We start from the raw sequence: 24,601 nt of genomic DNA on the forward strand, positions 1-24,601 counted from the left end.
GAAAGGAATATCAGGCCTAATAAGCTGATTTCAAATCGATCCCTCTTGATATCGTCACTAAATCGTATTATATTAATTAGTTAGAAGCTTTTATAAAATTTTAACCGGACACTAATGATTTAAAAACTACCTTAATGCAATCGCTTTTTCCGGACAAATTTCCTGGCAGCAAAAACATCTGATACAGGTTTCATCGTCCACTTCAGGGAGGTCTTCGTTCATGGACAGGGCCGACACCGGACACTGATCGATACAGGTTCCACAGGCAGTGCACAGATCGGGATTCGCCCGCGGGGTTAGGAGGGTTTTACTGCGTATCATTTCTTGGGCCGCCTGGTTTTCCATGATCGCTTCGCCCCCTAGGGGCGGAAGTTTAAAATCGGACAGCAATTTCAACTCCCCTATGATTTCTATCTGATCCAGATCGTAGTCACCCAGGCCGATTACCCTGGCCTTTTTAAGGAACTGCAACCGGTCTGGATCCACTCCCATCATCCTGGCGATGGTTGAATCCAGAGCAACCGCGTTGTTGGAGGCCAGGATCAAACCGATATTCCTCAGGTCCGGGGAGGCCGGTCCATTGCCCTCCATACCCACTACCGCGTCTACGATAAACAAATCAGGTACCCGAAGTTGAAATACGTCCACAACCACATCATGAAAGCGTTCAGAACTGCCAGCTACTCTGTGCAGCTTGGATTTCTGGGCTCCGGGTAAAAAACCATAACTGTTTTTGATGGCCACGGTCATTACCGTCAGCCCATGGGTTTTGAATTTAGGCAGGCTGATGATCACATCCGCTTCGAGAACAGCCCGAGAAAGGCTTACTCTGGGCATGAAATCAGGGTTAAAGTCCACCTTGACCGAATCGTTCCCAATGTTTTCATAATAACCTTTGGCAGCGGACAGCAATCCGGTCTTTTCAAAACTCTCCTCATTTGCTCCGTAACTGAACAACCCCGGGTTGTCCCCCACGATGAGCGAGGCCGGTTCCATTTCCTCCACTTTATCAACCACCGCCTTTAAGACCGCCGGATGGGTAACAATGCCTTCTTCGGCTGTTGAAGACCGAAGCACATTGGGTTTTATCAAAACCTTTTTGCCGGTCACCTCTAGCGGAAAAAGCTTGAAAGCCGTGTTTACCGCTACACGCACATCATCATAAGTGGCCGGATGTATCATTACTTTGGGCATGGGATGCTCCTTTGCAATATTTAATCGGTTATCTTTCCTTTGCGCATGATCCTATTGAATGTCGTACTTGAGGGATGGTTACCTTTAGCAGAAAAACAATAGTAATTTTATAACACGTCTAATATGAAATGTTAAGTTTATTTCAAGCGGTATACATGTCAATAGGGGAAATATCTTTTAAATTGACTTTGCTAATCGATAGATCGGTCGGGTTTGCGGATGAGAATAGAAACACCCATGCAAACGATTGAACTGAGCAGGCACAGTAAAAACGCGTTTTTAAAACCGGCGAGAGAGTACAGGTCATTCAACCGTTCAGAATGGTCCAGGATGGTACCGGTCAGAATCTGAAATATTGCCACACCGAAAAACGGCGCCGGGTTGAGCACCCCGGATGTCAGGCCTAATATTTTTGCCGGTGTGATCTCTCCCACAATCCCCCAAAGTATGCTGATGAACCCACCCGTGACAATACCCATCAGCAGCAGCACAAGGGAAAACCCGGTAATCCCAAGTTGGCTGTAAAAGAAAACCACACCGATCCACGTCAGGTTGTATACCCCAAGAATGGCGGTGAGTGTTTTCCGCTTGTCCAAAGAATACCGGTCAGGCAGCCAACCGAATAAAGGCGAACCAATGATTACCCCAATGGGAATCAGCATATTTAGTTGGCTGGCCAAGACCCGCTCGATATCCAATGCGACCATCAGAAACGGCGTGGCCCATAGTCCCTGTAAAGTGACCAGGGTGCCGTATATACCAAAAAAAATCATGGCGATGATCCAGAATTGCCCGGAAGTCAGAATCCGCACCACCTGTTTCTTTGTCCCGGGTCTATTCGACTGCACGAAACCTGATTGGTTTTCAACCGGCTGATTCAAAGATTGATGGTCTCGGGTAAACACCAGAATCACAAATGCAAATAAAAGGGTAATCCCGCCAATTAGAAAAAATGTCCATCGCCAGCCCCAGATTTCCGATGCCCAGGCCAGGGGCGTGGTGGCAATCATGGCACCCAAATTGCCCACCGACATTAAAAGCCCGATCATGGTGGCGAACTCTTTTCTCTTAAACCACAGCGAAAACGCTTTTATTGACGGCACGTAGACCCCGCCGACACCGATGCCGATCAATGCCCTGCCGATAGACGCCCAGCCGATGCCCGGTGCCATTCCAAAAACAAAACACCCGGCCGCGGCCACCATCGACCAGTAAGTGATCACCCGCCGCGGCCCGATTCTGTCCGACAGATACCCCACCAGCGGCTGTTCAAACGCATAGAGATAAAAATACATGGAAGACATGAAACCCAGAGCCGAAGCGTTGGTATGAAACGATTTAAGCAAGTCGGATACAATTACCGAAGTGGAAACACGATGGAAATATACAAAAAAATAGACCATACAGATGGTAATAAAAATGATCCATCGATGGGGGTCTTTATCCATGTTTGATTGGTTTTTGCCCATAAGATCCTTTAGGGCAATATCGACGAACGTGCTTAACATGCACGTGGTGAGGAAGGCCCATTGAGAATTTAAAAAATAAAAGCAAGTTAAAAATGTTTTATAGCAAAACCTAAATTGTTTGTAAACCGCGGCAGCACCCTCAACCTGTAAAGCGATATATGATCAATGATCAGCTGATCAGATAGTCCTGCCATCAATTTTACCCTGTTGCCGAATAACGGTTAAACAAAATCATTCCCACAAAAATCATTCCCATTCCGATGATATGGAATATCATCAGTGATTCATTGAGCCAGATCATTGCCATCAGTGATGCAAATACAGGAATCAGATTTATAAACAATCCGCCACGATTTGCCCCAATCATCTCTATTCCCCGGTTCCAGCTAAAATAAGCCACAATTGATGGAAATATGGCAACATATAAGATACTGAAAACAAAATTTTTATTCATATCGTGCGCGCCCGCATAGATCATTTCCCCAACATAAAAAGGCAATAAGAAGAGTGCGCCGATACCGAAAGAGTATACCAAAAAACTTAACGGGTGTATCTTAGGCCGTTTACGCAGGCAGGCGGAATAGAACGCGTAAAAAATGACCGCAATGATCATGAGCAGATCACCCCGGGTAAAAGTCAGCTTCAGCAAATTGGTAAATTTCCCGTGCAACACCACCACAGCAGCGCCGATCAGGCACAGCATCACACCCGCCACCTGGATCCGGTTGATTTTGTCATGGAATAACATGACCGATATCAGAATGATCATCGCCGGCATGGCTGTCTGGATCAAAGCACCGTTAATGGCCGTGGTGGTATGTAACGCGGTATAAAGGAGCACGTTAAAAAGACTGATCCCGGTCAGGGATAAAAATATCATCATTTTCCAATGCAAGATCATCAGCCCCCAATCCTGTTTCGCATATTTCCAGACAAGAGGGAGCAGGAGGATAAAAGCAATCGTCCATCTCCAGAATGCAAGGCTTATCGGGGGAATGATCTCAGCCACACCACGTGCCAGAACCATGTTACCGGCCCAGCATAGCGGTGCGATCATCAGCAGAACATATGGAAGTCCGGTCCTAAGCCGGCTTTTAGCTCTATCCATTTTAGCTGTTTTCTTTTTATGTCGCAGATTCATCATCGAATGTGATCGTAATCGGCCCTGGATTTAAACCATTTCCAGTGGATCATTCCCATCATTGGATTATTCCAGCGCTTTACACTTTTTTTTTCACTCCATTTGAAATGACCCATCTCTCCATGTCCGGGTAACTTTGTGCGCCAACCAGTCGATCATTTGATATCATAAAAGTCGGTACCGCCCTGATGTCCTTTTTACCAGAGAGAGCCCAGTCTTCGTCCACCGCGTTTTTAAAGGTCCGGTTCAAAAGAACCGATTCGGCTTCTTCCCGGTTCAGGCCGACATATTCTGCCAAATCCAGAAGAACCGACAATTCGGCGATGTTCTTTCCATCCACAAAATAAGCCTTAAATGCCTGTTTATGAAATGCATCCCCGGCATTGTTTGACTCTGCCCATTTTCCCAACTCCTGAGCCAGGCGACTGTTATATGTTTTTTTCCGGTTACCGAAGGGTAAACCATGATTCGCTGCTGTTTTTTTCAATTTCTGCATCATGAGATCGACATCCACCGGTATACCGGCAAACAGCTGTTCAAGAGTGAGCCCCTCTTTTGGAGTGTCCGGATGCAGGGGAAAAGTACGCCATTTTATTTCAATGTCAAATTTTTTCTTCAGCTGTTCAATACTCCCGGTAATGAAATAGCACCAGGGTCAGATATAATCTGAATAGATTTCAAGTGTTGGGATGGTGACCATTTTAATTCCTTTTTATCTCAATACAGGTTTTTCATGGTTTTGGTCACTTCCTTTATATGCATGCATGATGGTTGTCAACAAAACGCACTGTTATGCAAACGTTTTTTTCTGCGACCACATATGCCGAAACCCCACATTGCAAAAAGCAAGTCTAAAAAGTGAACCTATGGATCAGGGAAGCCAACCCGGTTATACACCGCCTCTGACCTCACCATACCATTTGCTTGTGACCGTATACTTTATCGGGACAGGAAAATGTATCTGATCATGATTTGATCATCTTCTTGTTCAATACGCATTTTTTTCAGCGGATTCATGCCGGAAGTTTTTTCTTTTCATAGAATTTAATAGAGATAACCAGAAAAAAGGTTTTTTTTCTTGACAATAATATCTCTATTGTATTATACTACTATTACAATATTAAATTAATTAAATGTTTTTATGAGCAGGAGGCAACTTCTCATGATCAAGTTTAAGTTAGATCCCAAATCAGGGATTCCATTTTATCGGCAGATCATTGATCAAATCCGTTACGGGGTGGCCAGCGGAGAATTAAAAGTTGGAGATCAATTGCCAACGGTCAGGGCTTTAGCCGTTGAACTTAAGGTGAATCTCAACACAGTCAGCAAAGCATACCGGGAACTTGAAATTCAAAGCGTTTTGGAAAGCCAGCAGGGCACCGGCACATTCATCGGTACGGTCAGCGTTCAAATCCCTCAAACTGAGCGGCAAAACAAGCTGGCCAATATCTGTTCGGAGTTTTTAAGCATTGCATCCAGTTATGGGTTTGGCATTGAGGATATGATAAATGAACTCAACAAAAGGCAAGGAGGGAAACCATGAATTCAGAAAAAGAAAACCAAAAATCCATCAACCCAATATCCATGACCATCATTATTTTAACCTTAGCCGGCGGAATCGTGTTGATTTTTTTCAATATCATTCACTGGAGCCTTGCAGCCCCCGGAGGAATCATTTTATTGATCTTTGCGGCTTCCATCCGAATTGCAGATCAATGGGAAAAAGCCATTGTCCTTAGAATGGGAAAATTTGTGGGGTTAAGAGGTCCGGGAATATTCTTTATCATACCCATTATTGATCGAGTGGACAATTATATCGATCAGCGCGTTCGGGTCACTGATTTTCGCGCAGAAAAAACGCTCACAAAAGATACGGTCCCGGTGGATGTGGACGCGGTTGTTTACTGGACGGTATGGGATGCTGAAAAAACCGCTTTGGAAGTCAAGCGGTATATCGACGCCGTTACCTACATCGCTCAAACCGGCCTAAGGGATATTATTGGCAGACATGAATTGGCAGATCTTTTGCAGCATCGTGATAAAATTGCCGATGCCCTGCAACACACGCTTGATGAACACACCAACCCCTGGGGAATCACCTGTCAAAACGTGGGAATTTCAGACATTATCATTCCGGAAGCGCTTTCAGATGCAATGAGCAAACAGGCCCAGGCGGAGCGGGAACGTCAGGCCAGAATTATCCTGGGAACGGCTGAAACCGAAATATCGGAAAAATTTGCCGAGGCCAGTGGGAAATACCAGGACAACCCGGTGGCGCTCCAATTGCGTGGGATGAATATGCTTTTCGAAGGGCTCAAGGAAAAGGGATCATTGATTATTGTCCCGAGTTCCGCGCTGGAATCAATGAATATGGGTGCGATCGGCGGGCTGGCCGCTTTGGCTGAAAAAAGCGAGGGTGAAACTTAAAATCTCTTTGTGGACCATATTTTCACCATAAAAGGAGATACATATGAAATTATTAAAATTAGATTATAGCAAACTATTATTTTGTATTCCTTTTTTTATTCTTTTTGCATTTTTGGTTCAGAATTCAGTTTCCGCACAACCAAAAAAGCGGGAATACTGGCCCACCAGCGGCTGGAAGATGTCCACTCCGGAAATGCAGGGTATGGATTCCGCCAAACTATCCATAGCAGACGAATTTATCCAAAACAGACTTCCCGATGCATTTAGTCTGCTGGTGGTTAAAAACGGCTATTTGGTTTTTGAGAAATATTACTCGTGGGGAAGTCCGGAAAAATATGCTGTTGTTCATTCCGTTACCAAAAGTGTGACCTCCGCCCTGATTGGTATTTCACTGAAAAAAGGCTATCTTAACAGTGTCGATCAAAGACTAATCGAATTTTTTCCCCAGTATTTCAACGGTGAAGTGGATCCGAGGAAAAAAAAGATCACTGTTAGGCATCTTTTGACCATGAGTGCCGGATTTCAATGGGATGATAGGGGCCCTAGTATGCGGAACTGGTATACTTCTCCGGATTGGTTAAAATTTGCCATTCAACTTCCGCAGGAAAAAAATCCGGGGGATGAATTTAATTACAACTCATCAACATCGCATCTTCTATCTGCAATTTTGTCAAAATCGACCAAAACCACCGCCTTGTATTTTGCAAAGAGAAACCTTTTTGAACCGTTGGGGATACAATCAGCCTATTGGCATCAAGACCCGCAAGGATACCATATTGGCGGTTTCGGTTTGGGCCTATCAGCACGGGATTTAGCAAAATTGGGTTTCCTGTACCTGAATAATGGATATTGGAACGGTCAATCCATTGTCCCTGAATACTGGGTGAAACAATCTACCGCTCAGCAGATACAGGCCATTCGCCACCCCATATATGGACCGTTTGGATACGGATATCAATGGTGGGTGAAGAAAGTTGATGGCTGCAGCAGTTACAGGGCCTGGGGAAGGCGAGGGCAATTTATCGTGGTGGTTCCGGAACTTGACCTTGTTATTGCGGTAACCTCAGAAACACGGCCTCATCCGCCCACTTCGATTCATTACAGCCCCCTATTTGATTTGGTTGCATCTTCTGTTCAAAGGAAACGGCCGGTGAAAGAATCCCTCAAAAGCGCGGAGTTGCCCCAAGACGTAACATCTTTCAAAACTGACTATAATCAAGCAATGTTTAACAAAGATATGGCGACCATAGACGACTTAATTTCGGATCGATTTCTCCATGATGGCGTCACCAAACAAATGGCTGTAAGATTTTTAATGAGAATTTTACCTTATGCGTCCGAGGCTAAAATCATCTTCACCAAGTTTGAGCCTGAGGGCGACAAGGCTAAGATTGATGTGGTGCTTAAGGATAAATATTTTGAAGCCTCATTTATGATCGGCAGCAAGCTGATCAAAGAGAATGGCCAATGGAAATGGTATGGAAACCAAATTGCAAAATAGAGCCGCCCATCACCGGCCCGACTGACAAAATTATCTTTTCCCTTAGTCGAGCTGTTTTTTCAGTCTCGATGGTTTCATTGAAATCATCACCCTTTGGATCGTTTTCATCCTTATTTAAAAATTCAAAGAATATCGGCGATATTTTTCTTGACAAAAGCTTGTGAAAGATAGATGCTTATTAATTTTTAAAGCTAACTAAAACAAAGCCGATTAAAGGAGGCTGTAAGAATGTATGCTATAGTTGATTCGGGAGGAAAGCAATATAAAGTTCGCGAAGGTGAAATTTTAAGAGTTGAAAAACTGACCGGAGAGGTGGGTGACAGCGTTTCTTTTGATAAAATTCTTATGTTTTCCGATGGGGAGCAGGTAAATATAGGCACACCACTCCTTGAAGATGTGACGGTGAACGGACATATCGTGGAGCAGGGAAAGGCAAAAAAGATTATTGTTTTCAAATATAAGCGGCGTAAAAGATATCGTCGGAAACAGGGGCATCGTCAGCAATTTACGGCAGTTAAAGTCGACAGCATTAAAGCCTGAATTTTGCAAAATTCAGCTCATCCTCAACAATAAAACACAAAATTTTTACCGGTTATTGGCAGATAGTGCCTTAAAATCGGTTCAAGGAGTTTTAAAATGGCACATAAAAAAGCAGGCGGCAGTTCTAAAAATGGCCGTGACAGCAATGCGCAAAGACGCGGGGTAAAAATCTATGGCGGGCAAAAAGTAAGAGCCGGAAATATACTGGTTCGACAGCTTGGAACGAAAATACATCCGGGAGAGAACGTCGGAATAGGCAAAGATTATACTCTGTTTGCCAAAATCGACGGTGTGGTATCTTATGAACGGTTTGGCCGTTCCCGCAAAAAAGCAAGCGTCTATGCTGAGGGTTCTCTCTAAGTGTGAAATTTATTGATGAAGCGATTATTACTGTTCAATCCGGGAACGGTGGAAGCGGCTGTGTCAGTTTCAGGCGTGAAAAGTTTATCCCGCAGGGAGGCCCGGACGGCGGGGACGGTGGTAAAGGCGGCGATATTGTTTTAAAAACAACTTTTCGCAAACGGACACTGCAACATTTTCAATTCAAAAGACAGTTTAAAGCCATAAACGGCGCCAGTGGCCAAGGTAAGCAAAAAACCGGAAAAAACGGCCCGGATCTCATCATAGAAATTCCTCCGGGAACACTGGTCCGCGACGCTGAAACCGAGCAAATCCTAAAAGATCTCACCAAACCCGATGAAATTTTTATCGCAGCCAAAGGCGGTAGAGGCGGCCAGGGAAACAGGCGCTTTAAGACATCGACAAATCGTACTCCCCGATTTGCTCAACCGGGCGAGCCGGGCGAAACAGTCACACTTAAGCTTGATCTTAAGCTTCTTGCGGATGTCGGCATCATCGGTCTTCCCAATGCGGGCAAATCCACTCTTATCAGTTCCATCTCCGCAGCAAATCCGAAAATAGGAAATTACCCCTTTACCACCCTTTCGCCAAATCTGGGTGTGGTTCAACCCCCCGGCGGAGAGCCTTTTGTTCTGTCCGACATCCCTGGATTGATTGAAGGCGCCCATAAAGGAGCCGGTCTTGGCATTAAATTTTTACGGCATATTGAACGCACCCGAATCCTTGTCCACCTCATCGATGCGTTATCCATAGATCTGAATCACCCTCTTAAGGGATACCACACCATTAACCGGGAACTGGCCATGTACAGCAAGGGACTTGCCGAAAAACCTCAAATTGTGGTTGTCAATAAACTGGATTTAACCGGCGCCGATGAGGCAGCCACCATTTTCCAGTCTGCCGTAAAGGATAAAAACGTACTGCTGATTTCCGCCATCAACGGAACAGGGCTTGACAAACTAAAAACTCAAATTGTTAAATGTCTGGACAATTTGAACCAATAACGACATAACAAGGTATTAAAATGCGCATAGGACTTTTTGGCGGTACATATAATCCGATTCACCTGGGTCACCTTCGGGCTGCGGTGGAAGTAAAACAAGGTTTTTCCTTGAATGAAATTTATTTCATTCCTTGTGCGATTCCACCACACAAACAATCGGAGCATGTGGCCGGCCCCAAAGAACGCTATGAAATGACGCGTATGGCGACTTTAAATACACCGGGTTTTGTAGCTTCTGATGTTGAATTAAAACGCTCAGGACCTTCATATACCATTGATACGATTATTCATTTTAAGTCGGCTCTGGCAAAAGATAGCGAACTTTATTTTATTCTCGGGCTTGATGCATTCCTTGAAATTGACACATGGAAATCGTATATGAATCTCTTTCCGCTGATTCCTTTTATTATCTTAACCAGACCGTATTCCGGGCACACAGACCCGGATCTGAGACAACAGCAGGTTGAAGATTTCATTCACTCTAAGATATCCACCGGATATAAATTTAACGCTTCACAATCCGGCTTTTTCCATAAGGAATTAAAACCCGTTTTCCTTTTTGATGTCACCCCACTTGAAATTTCATCATCGGCCATACGAAGTCATATAAAAGAAGGACGTTCCATCCGGTTTCTGGTACCTGATCAAACCATCGATTTTATAAAAACAAATGGGCTTTACCGATGAAGCATGATTATGATCCTTCACTCGATCTTTATGTTAAAGCGGCTTTAGGCAGAAAAGCGCTTGAGGTCGTTGTGCTGGATGTCCGGGAACTGACCTCGGTGGCAGAGTCATTTATCATATGCAGCGGCCGTTCGAATCGCCAGGTGACGGCAATAGCGGAATTTATCCAAACAGAGCTTAAAAAGGCCGGAATACAACCCATAAGTATAGAGGGTAAAAAAGAAGGGCACTGGGTTTTGCTTGATTACGGACATGTGATTATTCATGTGTTTTATGAGTCCGTGCGAGATTTTTATGACCTCGAAGGACTCTGGGTGGATGCGAAAAGGATTCAGACCAAAAGCCTTATTGAAGCAACTGAAAAGAAAGGGATGTAAAACCTATGGCTAGCAAAAACAGACCATGCATGCTGATTATTCTTGACGGCTGGGGAATAAGCGCCAACAAAGTGGGCAACGCTGTCTTGCTTGCCAAAACACCTTTCCTGGACAAATTAAAACAAGAATATCCGGCTACACAGCTTTTATGCTCAGGTGAAGCGGTCGGACTTCCCCATGGCATTATGGGAAATTCCGAGGTCGGACATTTGAATATTGGTGCAGGCAGGGTGGTGTATCAGGACCTGTTGAGAATCGATATGGCGATCAGCAATAAAGAATTTTTTAAAAATGAAGCGCTCACCGCGGTGATGTCAAAGGTAAATGCAAATGACTCGGCGCTTCACCTGATGGGTCTTGTTTCAGACGGAGGGGTACACAGTCAGCTTGAGCACCTGTTCGCCCTTCTGGATATGGCCAGCAAGAAAGGGATAAGCAAAGTCTTTATTCATGCCATACTGGATGGTCGTGATACACCGCCGGATAGCGGTGTCGGATATATCGAGCAGCTGCAGAAATATATCACCGACAAAAATTTTGCAACAATAGCAACCATATGCGGCCGTTTTTATGCAATGGATCGCGATAAGCGCTGGGACAGAATAGAAAAGGCATACCGCCTCTATACCCTGGGGGAAGGAACCGGTGAAAAAAATCCGCTAGAAGCGGTAAAAAGCGCCTACCTGCGAGGCGAGACCGATGAATTTGTCCGCCCCATCATTATGACGGATAAAGCCGAAAAACCCCTTGGATTGCTGCAGCATAATGATGGCGTTGTTTTTTTCAATTTCAGAGCAGACCGTGCCAGAGAAATTACCAGCGCTTTAACTGATCCGGTTTTTGAATCATTTGAAAGAAAATTTTACCCAAAATTATGCGAATTTGTCTGCATGACCCTTTATGATGAAAAATTTACCCTTCCCTTGGCCTTCCCACCGGTTCATCTGGATGAAATACTTGGTGAGGTAATAAGCAAACAAGGCCTACATCAACTAAGAATAGCTGAAACCGAAAAATATGCCCATGTCACCTACTTCTTTAACGGGGGGGAAGAAAAGGCGTTCCCCTTGGAAGACCGATGTCTGATTCCATCGCCTCGTGAGGTTTCCACCTACGATCAGAAACCGGAAATGAGTGCCTACCTGGTCACCCAGGAGGTGCTCTCCAGGTTAAAATCAAAAAAGTACGACATGATCATACTGAATTTTGCCAACATGGACATGGTGGGCCATACCGGTATTCTTGATGCGGCAATCAAGGCGGCTGAAACCATCGATGAATGTGTGAAACAAATCGTAAATGAAGTGAAAGCCATAGGTGGCGTTGTCCTGCTTACCGCTGATCATGGCAATGCAGAGCAGATGACAGCCGATAACGGTCACCCGCATACCGCCCACACCCTTAACCCTGTCCCCTTTATCCTGGTGGATGATCACCGTCGAGGTACCGCCCTAAAACCCGGCAGCCTGGGAGATATTGCTCCCACTATGCTTCAACTCATGGGCATTGGCAAACCTGAGCTAATGACAGGTAAATCGCTACTGGATACCTGATGGTGTCGTAAAGGCTCACCTACTGCGTTGTAGCGGTTTTTCAGGAATTCGACATACTATATCGTATAGTCTCATCCCTGAAAAACCGCTACGCCTTGTACATGAGCCTTTACGACACCATCAGGCACTTAAGGACTTTTTACTATAGCATCAAACTTGAGACTATATTTTCTTATCGAGCTCTTTTTTTAATTTTTTTTCGACCTCATCAAAAAGACTTTTCTTTTTTTCTTTTTGTTTGGCTGTAAACGATTCTATTTTATTGGCAAAAGATTTTTGTGTTTCCTTAAATTTTGCAAGTTCACCTTCAAGGGCGCTTTCCTGTTCTTCCTGTGGAATATCTTCGATTTTTGTATGGTTTTTGACGGACAGTCGCATTCCGTATGGACCTTCAACCGCTTCTATAATGTCCATTTCTTTAAGCTGCTTGCAGATAAAATTCCCCCGCTCCAGAGAAAAAGATGTTAACCGGCAGATGTCGCCGATTGAAGGCGGGGCAGATTTCTGATGTTCACAAACCCTGATGGCTGCGACGAAAAGATGAGCATTGGAATAAAGATTATCTGGCTTCATAATGTTTTGAAAAACAGTTTAAAATGATGTGTTAACATTCGCCAAATACTTGACATAAAATTTAAACAAGAGTAACATTTTTGTTTTATTTGTCAAGTTGTGAGTAGTTGGTGGTTAAGCTTACCAAACATGAATCCAAAAGGGGGATCAATGACTGAAATTATTGATATGAAAGCAAGAGAAATACTGGATTCCAGGGGAAACCCCACCGTGGAAGTAGATGTTATGGTTGCCTGTGGTGCGGTCGGCAGAGCAGCAGTTCCTTCCGGGGCTTCCACCGGAAAACGTGAAGCTTTGGAGCTTCGCGACAAGCGGTCAAAACGCTATGGTGGGAAGGGCGTTTCAGGTGCGCTGAAAAACGTGATGGAAGAAATATTTCCGGTGGTGCGCGGTATGGATGCCGCAGATCAAAAGGGACTTGATACTTGCATGATCGAGCTGGACGGCACTGCCAACAAGGAAAAACTGGGTGCAAATGCAATTCTCGGCGTTTCAATGGCTGCCGCCAGGGCAGCGGCATCTGCCTTTGGACTGCCCCTTTACCGGTATCTTGGGGGTATCAATGCAAGGTGCCTTCCCCTTCCCATGATGAACGTGATCAACGGGGGAGCGCATGCGGCAAACAATCTTGATATCCAGGAATTTATGATCCTCCCTTTTGGCGCCAAGAGTATTTCTCAGGCCGTACAGATGGGGGCTGAAACCTTCCATGCATTAAAAAAGACATTAAAAGAAAAGGGCTTAAATACGGCGGTGGGTGATGAAGGCGGGTTTGCCCCAAACCTTAAATCCAATGAAGAAGCGATTAAATTGATCATCAGCGCCGTTAAAGCGGCAGGTTACCAACCCGGAAAAGATATCGGCATTGCCCTTGATGCGGCCGCCAGCGAATTTTACCAAAAGGGAAAGTATATCTTAAGCTCGGAGAAAAAAGAACTGACGTCCGCTCAGATGATTGACTATTATGACGCTTTAATTGAGAAATACCCCGTTCTTTCCATTGAAGATGGTCTTGCCGAAGAAGACTGGGATGGCTGGAAAGCCATGACCGACCGTTTGGACGGATCGATTCAGATTGTAGGAGATGATATATTTGTCACCAACCCCAAAATATTTGAAAAAGGTATTGAAAAAGGTATCGCCAATTCCATACTCATCAAATTAAATCAAATAGGAACAGTTACCGAAACCCTTAATGCCATTGATATGGCCAACAGTGCGGGTTATACCACCGTCATATCTCACCGATCGGGTGAAACGGAAGACACCTTTATAGCCGATCTTGTGGTGGGGGTAAACGGTGGACAGATAAAAACCGGCTCCATGTCGCGAAGTGACCGGGTGGCCAAGTATAACCAGCTGATAAGGATTGAAGAAGATCTTGGAAGCGGCGCCTTGTTTCCGGATTCGATATTCTAGCAGCTTGGAGGCTTGAAGGTTGTGAGAGTTGCAACCATTTGTGCTGCAGCACTTCCCGGCCGCCCAGCCTTTAAAGCTGACCATGAACCACATATTAGAAATGTTTAACAAACTTAATAAAATTATTGGCTTTATTACCGCCATTGCGGTTTTACTTTATTTTTTTGTCCCGGCAAATGCTTATGTGTTGCAGGGTCCCCACCTGCTTGAATTGATGGCGCAAAATATCGGTACCACCGGAAGCCTTGTTGTATCACAAAAACTGGTGCTTTATGATGACAGTTTTCCGCAGGGATCAATTGAACTCAAGGAAACCTTAAAGTATACCTTCCCTGAAAAATATCGTTCGGATATCATTTCCCAAACCAGTAAACGAATTCATGTGGTTTCCAATGGAATATCTCTGACTGTGTTAGACGGGAAAACAGTGGCCGATCATGAAACCATATTTGATCGATACAAGGATATCATCCTGTATAAGTCCAGGTCTGCGCTGTTGCAACAGCTTGCCTGTTCAGGCATCAGTACATCGGTGGTCAGCCTGGGGCGTTTTAACGGCAAACCGGTTTACGTCCTTGGGGCACAATACCCGGACGAAGCCGCATCCCAAATATGGTTAAACAAGGAGACTTTCAGACCTTTTCGCTGGATGATAAACCGTAACAATACCGCCGGCCCAATGGATCGTGTGGAAGTAAGATATTATAAATGGCAAAAGATAAGGAAACTATGGTATCCCATGCTCATTGAGTTTTACCAGGATGACCAAATGATTCGCATGATTGAGGTGGACCAAATTAAAGTTGTCCCCGGCCTTTCAGCAGGAATGTTTGATATTGATCGGCTAAAATCAACTTACCCCAAAGATACACAGGTGGTATCAGAGCCGCATCAGTCCGGTGAGCTTGGCGAGTTACAAAAAATGATTGAGGAGTTTAAAAAGATCTATGAGTGAGAATACGAAATTCATCTTTGTCACCGGTGGCGTCCTTTCATCCCTGGGGAAAGGGCTTGCTTCGGCAGCAATCGGAGCGATTTTAGAAAGCCGGGGTCTTACCGTAACGATTCAGAAGCTTGACCCGTATATTAATGTCGATCCGGGAACCATGAATCCTTTTCAGCACGGCGAAGTTTTTGTTACCGATGACGGTTCGGAAACCGATCTGGATCTGGGTCATTATGAACGCTTTACCAACGCAAAACTGGGTCAGGACAATAATTTTACCACCGGCAAAATTTACCATTCCGTGATCAGCAAAGAGCGTCGGGGCGATTACCTGGGAGGCACCGTCCAGGTGATTCCGCATATCACCGACGAAATCATCAACAGCATCAAACTGGTGGCCAATGGAACAGATGTGGTGATTGTCGAAATCGGCGGTACCATAGGAGACATCGAAAGCCTTCCTTTCCTTGAAGCCATTCGACAGTTTAAAGCGGATGTGGGAAAAGAAAATGTCTTGTATATCCATCTTACCCTCGTTCCCTATATGGGAGCCGCAGGTGAGCTTAAAACCAAGCCGACCCAGCACAGTGTCAAGGAGCTTCGCAGCATCGGTATTCAACCGGATATACTTCTTTGCCGCACCGACAGGTATCTGTCTAAAGATATCAAATCCAAAATAGCGCTGTTTTGCAATGTGTCGGTCGATGCCGTGGTTACGGCCAAAGATGTGGAGTGCATCTATGAAGTTCCGCTGATTTTTCACAAGGAAGGTCTGGACGATAAGATTGTGGAGTTGCTGAATATCTGGACCCGGGCTCCCAAGCTCGATGCCTGGGAAAAATTTGTATCCATGTATAAATCGCCGACCCATTCCGTCACCATCGCCATCGTGGGGAAATATGTCGACCTGACCGAATCTTATAAAAGCTTAAACGAGGCCTTATATCACGGAGGGGTGGCCAACGATTGTCGGGTGAATCTTGTTTTTGTTGATTCAGAAAAAATAGACAGCAACACATGCAGTCAATATCTGGTTGAGGCCGACGGAATATTGGTTCCCGGCGGATTCGGCACACGAGGGATTGAGGGCAAAATATGTGCCGCCAATTTTGCCAGGGAGAACAAGATTCCCTATTTCGGCATTTGTCTGGGCATGCAGATTGCGGTGATTGAATTTGCACGAAATATTGCAGGCCTGGAAAAGGCCAACAGTTCCGAGTTTGACAAGGATACCCCCCATCCGGTGATCTACCTGATGCTTGAGTGGTATAACGATAAAACCCAAAAGATTGAAAAGCGCGACATCACCTCTGACAAAGGCGCCACCATGCGCCTGGGTGCCTATCCGTGCAAACTTAAAGAGAATTCCTTTGCATTTGACGCTTATCAAACCAAAGATATTTCAGAACGACACCGGCACAGGTACGAATTTAACAACGAGTATAAAGAAATCCTCCAGCAAAAAGGACTGATTATCAGCGGCATGTCCCCTGCCGGTGACCTGGTTGAAATCATTGAGGTCAAGGACCATCCCTGGTATCTCGGCTGCCAGTTTCATCCCGAGTTCAAATCACGCCCCATGGATCCGCACCCCCTGTTCAGAGACTTTATCAAGGCATCTATGGTAAATTCAAAATAAGTCGTCATTCCATTATTTCAATTGGGAGCGATGCGAACAAAGTTAAAACCGGTTCGTATCAGATCTTTAATCCTAATCTCCTCATTTTATTATAAATAATTACTAAACATCATAAAAAATTTGACAAAATGGATTCTTTCTGATAGAGTCTCTGAAAAAATAATTTCTCGAAAAGGCAAACCCAGGGAAACCGGGTCACGCAAAGCCACTGAGCCTAAAGCAAATATATTGCCAGGGCAGTCAGGCCGCCGAAGGAAATAAGTAAAAGGCTGTTTCGCATTTTGGCGGAGCAGCTTTTTTTATTTTGAAAAGGAGGAAAAGTCATGTGTAAAAAGATCCTTTCCCTTTTGGTAATTCTTTTTGTCATTTCAACGGTTGCCGTACCGGTTTATGCGGACCAGACCGTATTCGGTCCCAAAGATTTAAAAATCGGAAGATGGCATTTTCATTTTTCCTCCCATCGATTTAAAGTGGATGATCCTGCACCAGGCGTTTTATCCATTATCAAAAATACACCTGATAAAAAGATACGGGGAGGGTTTTGCTTTGTAAACGGAAAGTATATCGGTCTTCGCAGTTTTTTAAGGGGGACCGCCTCTGTCCTGGAAAAAGACGTTCAGTTGCGTTCTAAGAACCGAGTGTTCGTCTTTCTCAGAGGGGATCGCAGAGCCTCAATAAAAATCCAGATAAAGAAAAAAGGCACTACCCCGCCGCCGGAGGTCACCCTATCGACGAACCCGACAACCATCCATGAGGGTCAATCTTCAACTTTATCATGGACGTCTACATATGCGGATACCTGCACAATAGATCCGGATGTGGGAAGTGTGGACCTAAACGGATCGGCCACTGTCTCACCCCCACAAACCACCACTTACACCATTACCGCCACCGGCAGTGGCGGTACGGCAACCGCCAATGCAACGGTTACTGTAGCTAACAGCGCGCCGGTGGCCAACAATCAAACCGTGACACTGAACGAAGATGAAACCGCATCCGTTACCCTGACCGCATCCGATATCAACGGCGATTCGTTAACCTATCAGATCGTAACCGGACCGTCCCACGGAAGCTTAACCGGCCAGGCCCCCAATCTGTCATATACCCCATCACTAAACTATAACGGCAGCGACACCTTTACCTTTAAAGCCAATGACGGCAGTTTGGACAGCAACACCGCCACAGTCACTCTCTCTATCCAGCCGGTAAATGATTCCCCGACAGCAGCCGGTGATGTGGCTACCACCAATGAAGATACACCGATAACCGCCATAACGGTTTTAGCCAACGACACGGATCCGGACGGTGATGCCCTTGCTGTGGATGATTTTACCCAGCCGGCCCACGGTACGGCGGGCAGCAACGGTGACGGTACCTTGACCTACACGCCGGATGAAGACTTTAACGGTATGGACAGCTTTAATTACACCGTCAGCGACGGAAACGGCGGCACTGATACTGCCACGGTCAGCATCACCATCCACCCGGTCAATGATGCCCCAATGGCCAATCACCAAACCGTGACACTGAACGAAGATGAAACCGCTTCCACGACCCTGACCGCATCCGATGCAGACGGAGATACTTTAACTTATCAGGTTGTCTCCAGCCCTTCCCAGGGCACCTTAACCGGCACAGCGCCTGATCTAAGCTATACCCCTGCGGCAAACTATAACGGCATTGATTCTTTTACCTTCAAGGCCAATGACGGCACCATAGATTCCAATGAGGCCACGGTCAACCTCACGGTCAATGCCATAAATGACCCGCCTGTGGCCAATGCAGGGCCGGATCAGACTGCCTTGCAAAATAGCGTTGTTACCCTCGACGGCAGCGGTTCCGGTGATATAGACCAAGACCCCCTGACCTATAACTGGTCGTTTGTAACTGCTCCTGCAGGAAGTACGGCCACCCTTTCCGACTCTTCAGTAGTTAATCCGACCTTTACCGCCGATCTGACCGGCATCTATGAAATCCAACTTATGGTAAACGACGGTACAGTGAACAGTGCACCAGATACGATAATGGTGAACGTATTTACCTTACCTACAATAGAAATTTCGGCCAATCCGGTGGCCATTTTAACCGACGAGTCTTCTACTCTGACCTGGAAGTCTACCCATGCGGATACCTGTGTAATAGAACCCGGTGTGGGAAGCGTGGTGTTAAACGGATCAACTTCTGTCTCACCTACCCAAACCACCACATATACCATTACAGCTACAAATCCAGGTGGCACAGCCACGGCCAGTGTGACCGTTACGGTAAACGTACCGCCTGCGGTTAGTTTCAGTGCATCACCGGCAACCATTGCCCAGGGCGGATCAGCGACACTCTCCTGGTCATCGGAAAATGCCCAGAGCGCACACATCGACAACGGAATCGGTGTGGTATCCACTGACGGAACCATTTCCGTGTCTCCGGAACATACCACCACCTATACCCTGTCGGTGACCGGTCCAGCCGGCAATGCCAGTGCAAAGGCCACGGTGAAAGTCACCGGCAATCCCCTGCCTCAGCCCGATGGCTCCTTCGGTCAGCAGTATGAGGATCTAATACCACCCGACTCAACAGTGGATGAGTACGATGCATATCGATTTTCACTCATTACCGGCATCGTTCATTCCATAGATGATGCTCCCATACCGGATGTTTCCATCACCATCCACAACCATCCCGAATACGGAACCGTATCCACAGACACCTCCGGCAGGTTCTCCATCCCGGTTGAAGGTGGCGGAACCATGACTGTGGTTTACCAAAAAAATGGGCTGATCACATCTCACCGGAAGGTGTATGCCCCCTGGAACGATATCGCTATCACAGAAACCATCCAGATGATCGAACAAGACCCGGTATCTACCAATTTTACCTTTGATGGTAATGCGAATACAATCGTTACACATCAGAGCACCGAAGTCACCGATGAATTCGGCTCCCGCTCCTGCTCCATAGTCTTTACCGGAGACAACCACGCCTGGCTGGTGGATGAAAACGGTAACGATGTTCAGCAACTTGAGACCATCTCCGTCAGGGCAAGCGAATTCACCACACCAGATTCAATGCCTGCCATTCTTCCGCCTAATTCAGCTTACACCTATTGTGCGGAGCTTTCTGTTGATGGCGCCCAAAGGGTAAGGTTTGATAAACCAGTCATTACATGGGTCGACAACTTCCTTGGTTTTGATGTGGGTATGATCGTTCCTGTCGGTTATTATGACCACGACAGAGGCGTTTGGGTGTCTTCTGAAAACGGCGTTGTCGTCAAGCTTCTTGATATAGATTTAGACGGCATTGTTGATTCCCTCGATGCAGACGGCGATGGTCAGCCTAATGATCTTAATGAGGATGGGTCATATAGCGATGAGGTAACCGGCCTTGAGGATGCCGGGAAATATGTGCCGGATGCTGAGTTTTGGCGAGTAGAGATGGATCATTTTTCAGAGTTTGATTGGAATTGGCCTTTTCATCTTCCAGAAGATGCCGAGGCTCCAAATCCAGATGCTGTGGCTTTGGCAGACCAAAAGATTCGAGAAGAAAAAGATTGCAAAGGTTACAATAGCTCATTTGTTGAAGAAAGAAGCCGTATCTTCCACGAAGATATCCTTATTCCAGGGATTGATATGAGTCTTCATTATGCCAGCAATCGTGTGCAAGGTTATGAAATTAATGTTAATGTTCCGGTAAGTGGCGAGACAGTACCAGCAAGCCTTAAGTATATAATCGTTAAGATGAAGGTGGCAGGCAGGAGATTTAAAACAACCTTGGACCCTCAGCCTAACCAAATTGCGAAATTTGGATGGGATGGCCAGGATTATTTAGGAGGGAAAGTGAAATTTAGTGCGCCCGCCCAAATTGAAATAGGTTTTGCATATGATGCTTTATATGGAAAACCAAGTGATTATCACAACGCATGGGCTCAGGCGGGAGGTGACTTGACACAGGTTAAAACCAGGCAGGAGATTATATCCTGGAAGCGGAGTAATATAATTCTCCAACGTGGGTTACGTAGCGTTGGATATGTCATCGCTGATGGCTGGACTATCTCTTCTCACCATTCACTTAGTTTGAGAGACCTCTCAAAACTGCATAAAGGTGATGGTACAATGGTTGAAAATAATGTATCCATCATTGATACTGTAGCTGGAAATGGCGTCAGCGGATATAGCGGTGATGGTGGGCCATCAACCGATGCCCAACTCTATTTTCCAGATGGTGTTACTATAGATGCCGCAGGCAACCAATACATTGCCGATACATACAATCATCGTATTCGAAAAATAGACACTGATGGAATCATAACAACTATAGCTGGAAATGGAATCATGGGTTATAATGGCGATGGTATGCCTGCCACAGAAGCTACGCTTAATTATCCTAAAGGAGTTGCCATCGATTCTTCAGGAAACCTTTACATTGCAGATTCAGGTAGTTATCGAATTAGGAAAGTGGATACTATCGGCATAATTACGACCGTGGCAGGAGGTGGAAGCACTATTGGTGATGGATTGGCTACCCAACGTACTTTGTACTGGCCCGGTGGTGTTACGTTGGATACATGGGGAAATCTCTACATTGCAGATACTTTCAATCATCGTATCCGGAAAGTAGATCCAGCTGGTCTAATGACTACAGTTGCAGGAACAGGGGGCGGATATTGGATGGGATACGCACAAGGCGGTTTTAGTGGTGATGGTGGCCCTGGTATTGAAGCCGAGCTTGATAATCCTACAGACGTTGCAATCGATTCTTCAGGAAACCTTTACATTGCAGATCAAAGAAATAATCGGATTCGCAAGGTGGATACCAGCGGCATAATTACCACCGTAGCAGGAAGTGGTGACGTCGGTGGTGGTAACGGAGGCTTTGATGGTGACGGCGGATTGGCTACAGAAGCTTTACTCAACTATCCACACGGTTTGGCAGTGGATACAACCGGCAACATTTTCATTGCCGACCAAGGCAATAATCGTATTCGTAAAGTTAATACTAGCGGAATTATAGCAACTATAGCAGGTAACGGTATCTGGGGCTATAGCGGTGATGGAGGGTCTGCTATAAAGGCACAACTTCAATGTTTTTCCGTTGCAGCAGATAGCACGGGAAACATCTTTATTACCGGCGTTTCGAATACCATCCGGAAAGTAGGATCCTATGGTGTGTTTATAAATTTATTGGCAGAAGGAGATATTCCCTTTGCCGAAAAGGACGGTATGGGTCACATCATGTCCAGCTCCGGTCGACATAAGACGACATTTGACCTCGACATAGGGATCACTATCCGTGAGTTTGAATATGATTCGGATAATAATCTTATTGCAATAATCGATCAATTCGGCAATCAGACTATCATTAACCGCGATGGAAACGGTGTCCCAACTTCTATTGTATCTCCTGATGGTATCACAACTTTACTGACCATAGATGGAAATAACCATCTTACCGATATCACCTATCCTGACAACAATAATTATAGCTTTGAGTATACCTCAGATGGCCTGATGACCGCCAAGATCGAACCGGAAGGAAATCGATTTGAGCATCAGTTCAATTCGCAAGGAAGACTCACCGATGCAACGGACGAAGAGGGAGGACATTGGAATTATCAAAGAATAGGAAATGCAAATGGCGATGTCTTAACTGAAGTGACTACGGGCGAAGGTAATCAAACTACCTACCTGGATCATACCGAATCAACTGGTTCATATACCTCTACCATCACCGGTCCCACAGGTGCTGAAACACAATACAGCCAATCACCAGACGGACTCACCGTAAACAAGTCCCTACCCTGTGGGATGGACCTCGTGTTCAAATACGATGTAGATTCCGAGTATAAGTTTAAATACGTTAAAGATATGCACGAGACTTCGCCGTCCGGACTCGAAAAGATCGTGCTTAGGGAAAAAACTTATGAGGATACTAATTCGGATGAAATCAAGGATCTGATCACCCAAACCGTAACGGTTAACGGAAAAGTAACCAGCCTGGTAAACAACGTGCTGCAATCGAAAAAAACGGTGACCGCCCCTGAAGGCCGGACGGTGACCACACAATACAACCCGGCCACTTTGCTGACTGAGTCTGTGAGCATACGCGGCCTGAATACCACAAACTACGGGTATAATCCTCAGGGAAGATTAACTTCCATAATCACAGGCACCCGGGAAGCCACCTTGTCTTATAATGCCCAGGGCTTTATGGATTCTTATACTGATCCTGAAGGCTATACCACCACCTACACACACGATACGGTGGGACGGGTCACCGGGATCGGAAGGCCGGACGGAAGCTCTTTGGGCTTTACCTATGACGGTAATGGCAACATGACGGTTTTAACCAATCCATCATCCATTCAGCACGGATTTGGGTTTAATGCCGTGAACCTGAATAGTTCATATCAGACTCCCATCAGCGGAACATACAGTTATGTGTATGACCGTGACAGGCGTTTAACGGAAATTAACTTTCCGTCAGGTCAGCAGATCAGAAACATCTATGATACGACCCGTTTGTCCCAGGTTCAGACCCCTGAAGGAAATATCGATTATACCTATCTTTGCGGTACAAATGTGGAATCAATCACCAAAGGGACCGAATCAATTACTTATGGCTACGATGGAAAGCTGGTGACATCCGAATCCTTAACCGGGACTTTAAATCAAGCCTTAGCTTACACCTACAACAACGACTTTGATGTAACCGGTTTTAGCTATGCTGGAGGTACGGAAAATTATACCTACGATAATGACGGTCTTTTGACCGGTGCTGGAAGTTTTACCATCATACGCAATGTACAAAACGGACTGCCTGAAAGTTTAAGCGGTAGCACTTTGAGTCAGAATCGTACTTTCAACGGCTATGGTGAGCAGGATGGACAGGTTTCGACCATCAGCGGCCAGAGCATCAGTTCCTGGAGTTTGGCACAGGATGATAATGGCCAAATTGTGCAAAAGATCGAGACCGTCGATGGTATCACTTCGACTTATGATTACACCTACGATCCCATGGGTCGTCTCATCACAGTCACCAAAGACGGCTCTATGGTGGAGGAATACGACTATGATATCAACGGTACCCGCATTTATGAGATGAATACCCTTCGAGGCATTACGGGTAAGAGTTTTACCTATTCTGATGAAGATCATCTTTTAACTGCCGGAACCGCTTCGTACCAGTATGATATAGATGGCTTTCTGGCGACCAAAACAGATGGTTCTGATGTGACTACTTATAATTATTCATCTCGTGGTGAGCTTTTAAGTGTGAACTTGCCCAATGGTAATGTCATAGGGTATACCCACGATCCTTTGGGGCGACGGATTGTCAAAATGGTCAACGGCATCACTGTAGAAAAATATCTCTGGCAGGGTTTGACACGACTACTGGCTGTGTATGACGGCAGCGACAACCTCATCATGCGTTTCGAGTATGCAGATGATAGAATGCCGGTGGCCATGACACGAGGCGGAGCAACCTACTATCTCACCTATGACCAGGTGGGTTCGTTACGTGCGGTTGCAGACAGTGCAGGTAATGTGGTAAAAAGAACCGACTACGACTCATTCGGCAACATTATAGTTGATTCAAATCCGTCATTTGATATGCCCTTTGGATTCGCCGGAGGTTTGCGCGATTGGAATACCGGCCTTCTCAGATTCGGTTACAGAGACTATGATCCTGATATCGGAAGATGGACGGCAAAAGATCCCATTCTGTTTGCCGGTGGAGATACCGATCTTTATGGATATGTCCTAAATGATCCGGTTAAT

The 24,601-nt window shown here is 45.6% G+C and carries 18 protein-coding genes and 1 riboswitch; of the genes, 13 read left to right on the forward strand and 5 right to left on the reverse strand.

The window, feature by feature from the left end; all coding sequences use genetic code 11:
* Nucleotides 1-126: 126 nt before the first annotated feature.
* The 4 genes from SWH54_14025 to SWH54_14040 form a co-directional block, all read right to left on the reverse strand.
* A complete protein-coding gene (locus tag SWH54_14025; protein MDY6792374.1) occupies nucleotides 127-1,194 on the reverse strand; it encodes a DUF362 domain-containing protein in 1,068 nt (355 codons plus the stop codon).
* Between the two features lie 191 nt (nucleotides 1,195-1,385).
* Nucleotides 1,386-2,663, reverse strand: coding sequence for an MFS transporter (locus SWH54_14030; protein ID MDY6792375.1), 1,278 nt, complete (start codon nucleotides 2,661-2,663; stop codon nucleotides 1,386-1,388).
* 199 nt (nucleotides 2,664-2,862) lie between these two features.
* Complete coding sequence (locus SWH54_14035) at nucleotides 2,863-3,807, reverse strand: DMT family transporter (protein MDY6792376.1); 945 nt, start codon at nucleotides 3,805-3,807, stop codon at nucleotides 2,863-2,865.
* A gap of 76 nt (nucleotides 3,808-3,883) precedes the next feature.
* Nucleotides 3,884-4,504, reverse strand: a complete 621-nt coding sequence (locus SWH54_14040; GenBank protein ID MDY6792377.1) for a DsbA family oxidoreductase — start codon at nucleotides 4,502-4,504, stop codon at nucleotides 3,884-3,886.
* A 462-nt stretch (nucleotides 4,505-4,966) separates the two neighbouring features.
* On the opposite strand from SWH54_14040, the gene SWH54_14045 reads away from it, so the two are divergent.
* From SWH54_14045 to gpmI, 9 genes are all read left to right on the forward strand, one after another.
* Nucleotides 4,967-5,347, forward strand: coding sequence for a GntR family transcriptional regulator (locus tag SWH54_14045; protein ID MDY6792378.1), 381 nt, complete (start codon nucleotides 4,967-4,969; stop codon nucleotides 5,345-5,347).
* Nucleotides 5,344-6,231, forward strand: coding sequence for a slipin family protein (locus tag SWH54_14050; protein ID MDY6792379.1), 888 nt, complete (start codon nucleotides 5,344-5,346; stop codon nucleotides 6,229-6,231). The genes SWH54_14045 and SWH54_14050 overlap by 4 nt, the downstream gene beginning before the upstream one ends.
* A 43-nt stretch (nucleotides 6,232-6,274) precedes the next feature.
* Nucleotides 6,275-7,732: a serine hydrolase gene (locus SWH54_14055; GenBank protein ID MDY6792380.1), complete on the forward strand. Its 1,458-nt coding sequence runs from the start codon at nucleotides 6,275-6,277 to the stop codon at nucleotides 7,730-7,732.
* A 228-nt stretch (nucleotides 7,733-7,960) separates the two neighbouring features.
* Entirely contained in the window at nucleotides 7,961-8,272 is a 312-nt protein-coding gene (gene rplU / locus SWH54_14060) for a 50S ribosomal protein L21 (protein MDY6792381.1), read from the forward strand.
* A gap of 96 nt (nucleotides 8,273-8,368) precedes the next feature.
* A complete protein-coding gene (gene rpmA, locus SWH54_14065) occupies nucleotides 8,369-8,632 on the forward strand; it encodes a 50S ribosomal protein L27 (protein MDY6792382.1) in 264 nt (87 codons plus the stop codon).
* Between the two features lie 2 nt (nucleotides 8,633-8,634).
* Nucleotides 8,635-9,636: a GTPase ObgE gene (obgE, locus tag SWH54_14070; protein MDY6792383.1), complete on the forward strand. Its 1,002-nt coding sequence runs from the start codon at nucleotides 8,635-8,637 to the stop codon at nucleotides 9,634-9,636.
* Between the two features lie 20 nt (nucleotides 9,637-9,656).
* The gene (gene nadD / locus SWH54_14075; GenBank protein ID MDY6792384.1) at nucleotides 9,657-10,322 is read left to right on the forward strand and encodes a nicotinate-nucleotide adenylyltransferase; all 666 of its coding nucleotides are present in this window, start codon (nucleotides 9,657-9,659) and stop codon (nucleotides 10,320-10,322) included.
* Nucleotides 10,319-10,699: a ribosome silencing factor gene (gene rsfS / locus SWH54_14080; protein MDY6792385.1), complete on the forward strand. Its 381-nt coding sequence runs from the start codon at nucleotides 10,319-10,321 to the stop codon at nucleotides 10,697-10,699. The genes nadD and rsfS overlap by 4 nt, the downstream gene beginning before the upstream one ends.
* A gap of 5 nt (nucleotides 10,700-10,704) precedes the next feature.
* Nucleotides 10,705-12,252, forward strand: a complete 1,548-nt coding sequence (gene gpmI, locus SWH54_14085; protein ID MDY6792386.1) for a 2,3-bisphosphoglycerate-independent phosphoglycerate mutase — start codon at nucleotides 10,705-10,707, stop codon at nucleotides 12,250-12,252.
* A 162-nt stretch (nucleotides 12,253-12,414) separates the two neighbouring features.
* On the opposite strand, the gene SWH54_14090 is transcribed toward gpmI, so the two are convergent.
* Nucleotides 12,415-12,825: a hypothetical protein gene (locus tag SWH54_14090; GenBank protein ID MDY6792387.1), complete on the reverse strand. Its 411-nt coding sequence runs from the start codon at nucleotides 12,823-12,825 to the stop codon at nucleotides 12,415-12,417.
* A 150-nt stretch (nucleotides 12,826-12,975) separates the two neighbouring features.
* On the opposite strand from SWH54_14090, the gene eno reads away from it, so the two are divergent.
* The 4 genes from eno to SWH54_14110 all read left to right on the forward strand — a co-directional run.
* Nucleotides 12,976-14,244: a phosphopyruvate hydratase gene (gene eno, locus SWH54_14095; protein ID MDY6792388.1), complete on the forward strand. Its 1,269-nt coding sequence runs from the start codon at nucleotides 12,976-12,978 to the stop codon at nucleotides 14,242-14,244.
* 28 nt (nucleotides 14,245-14,272) lie between these two features.
* Nucleotides 14,273-15,199 carry a hypothetical protein gene (locus SWH54_14100; GenBank protein ID MDY6792389.1) on the forward strand — a complete coding sequence of 309 codons (927 nt, stop codon included), beginning with the start codon at nucleotides 14,273-14,275 and terminating at the stop codon, nucleotides 15,197-15,199.
* Entirely contained in the window at nucleotides 15,192-16,829 is a 1,638-nt protein-coding gene (locus SWH54_14105) for a CTP synthase (GenBank protein MDY6792390.1), read from the forward strand. The genes SWH54_14100 and SWH54_14105 overlap by 8 nt, the downstream gene beginning before the upstream one ends.
* Before the next feature lie 164 nt (nucleotides 16,830-16,993).
* Nucleotides 16,994-17,082, forward strand: a riboswitch (cyclic di-GMP riboswitch).
* Between the two features lie 70 nt (nucleotides 17,083-17,152).
* Nucleotides 17,153-24,601 (forward strand): Ig-like domain-containing protein (locus SWH54_14110; GenBank protein MDY6792391.1); only part of this gene is annotated, 7,449 nt, incomplete at its 3' end.

This window comes from Thermodesulfobacteriota bacterium (assembly GCA_034189135.1).
Lineage (GTDB): Bacteria > Desulfobacterota > Desulfobacteria > Desulfobacterales > JAUWMJ01 > JAUWMJ01.

Excerpts from the sequence above, each read along its gene's own strand:
- nadD (MDY6792384.1), top strand. The coding sequence starts at position 9,657 with ATGCGCATAGGACTTTTTGGCGGTACATATAATCCGATTCACCTGGGT.
- gpmI (MDY6792386.1), top strand. The coding sequence starts at position 10,705 with ATGGCTAGCAAAAACAGACCATGCATGCTGATTATTCTTGACGGCTGG.
- SWH54_14090 (MDY6792387.1), bottom strand. The coding sequence starts at position 12,825 with ATGAAGCCAGATAATCTTTATTCCAATGCTCATCTTTTCGTCGCAGCC.
- SWH54_14105 (MDY6792390.1), top strand. The coding sequence starts at position 15,192 with ATGAGTGAGAATACGAAATTCATCTTTGTCACCGGTGGCGTCCTTTCA.
- SWH54_14050 (MDY6792379.1), top strand. The coding sequence starts at position 5,344 with ATGAATTCAGAAAAAGAAAACCAAAAATCCATCAACCCAATATCCATG.
- SWH54_14045 (MDY6792378.1), top strand. The coding sequence starts at position 4,967 with ATGATCAAGTTTAAGTTAGATCCCAAATCAGGGATTCCATTTTATCGG.
- rpmA (MDY6792382.1), top strand. The coding sequence starts at position 8,369 with ATGGCACATAAAAAAGCAGGCGGCAGTTCTAAAAATGGCCGTGACAGC.
- SWH54_14055 (MDY6792380.1), top strand. The coding sequence starts at position 6,275 with ATGAAATTATTAAAATTAGATTATAGCAAACTATTATTTTGTATTCCT.
- eno (MDY6792388.1), top strand. The coding sequence starts at position 12,976 with ATGACTGAAATTATTGATATGAAAGCAAGAGAAATACTGGATTCCAGG.
- rsfS (MDY6792385.1), top strand. The coding sequence starts at position 10,319 with ATGAAGCATGATTATGATCCTTCACTCGATCTTTATGTTAAAGCGGCT.
- SWH54_14025 (MDY6792374.1), bottom strand. The coding sequence starts at position 1,194 with ATGCCCAAAGTAATGATACATCCGGCCACTTATGATGATGTGCGTGTA.
- rplU (MDY6792381.1), top strand. The coding sequence starts at position 7,961 with ATGTATGCTATAGTTGATTCGGGAGGAAAGCAATATAAAGTTCGCGAA.
- SWH54_14035 (MDY6792376.1), bottom strand. The coding sequence starts at position 3,807 with ATGATGAATCTGCGACATAAAAAGAAAACAGCTAAAATGGATAGAGCT.
- SWH54_14030 (MDY6792375.1), bottom strand. The coding sequence starts at position 2,663 with ATGGGCAAAAACCAATCAAACATGGATAAAGACCCCCATCGATGGATC.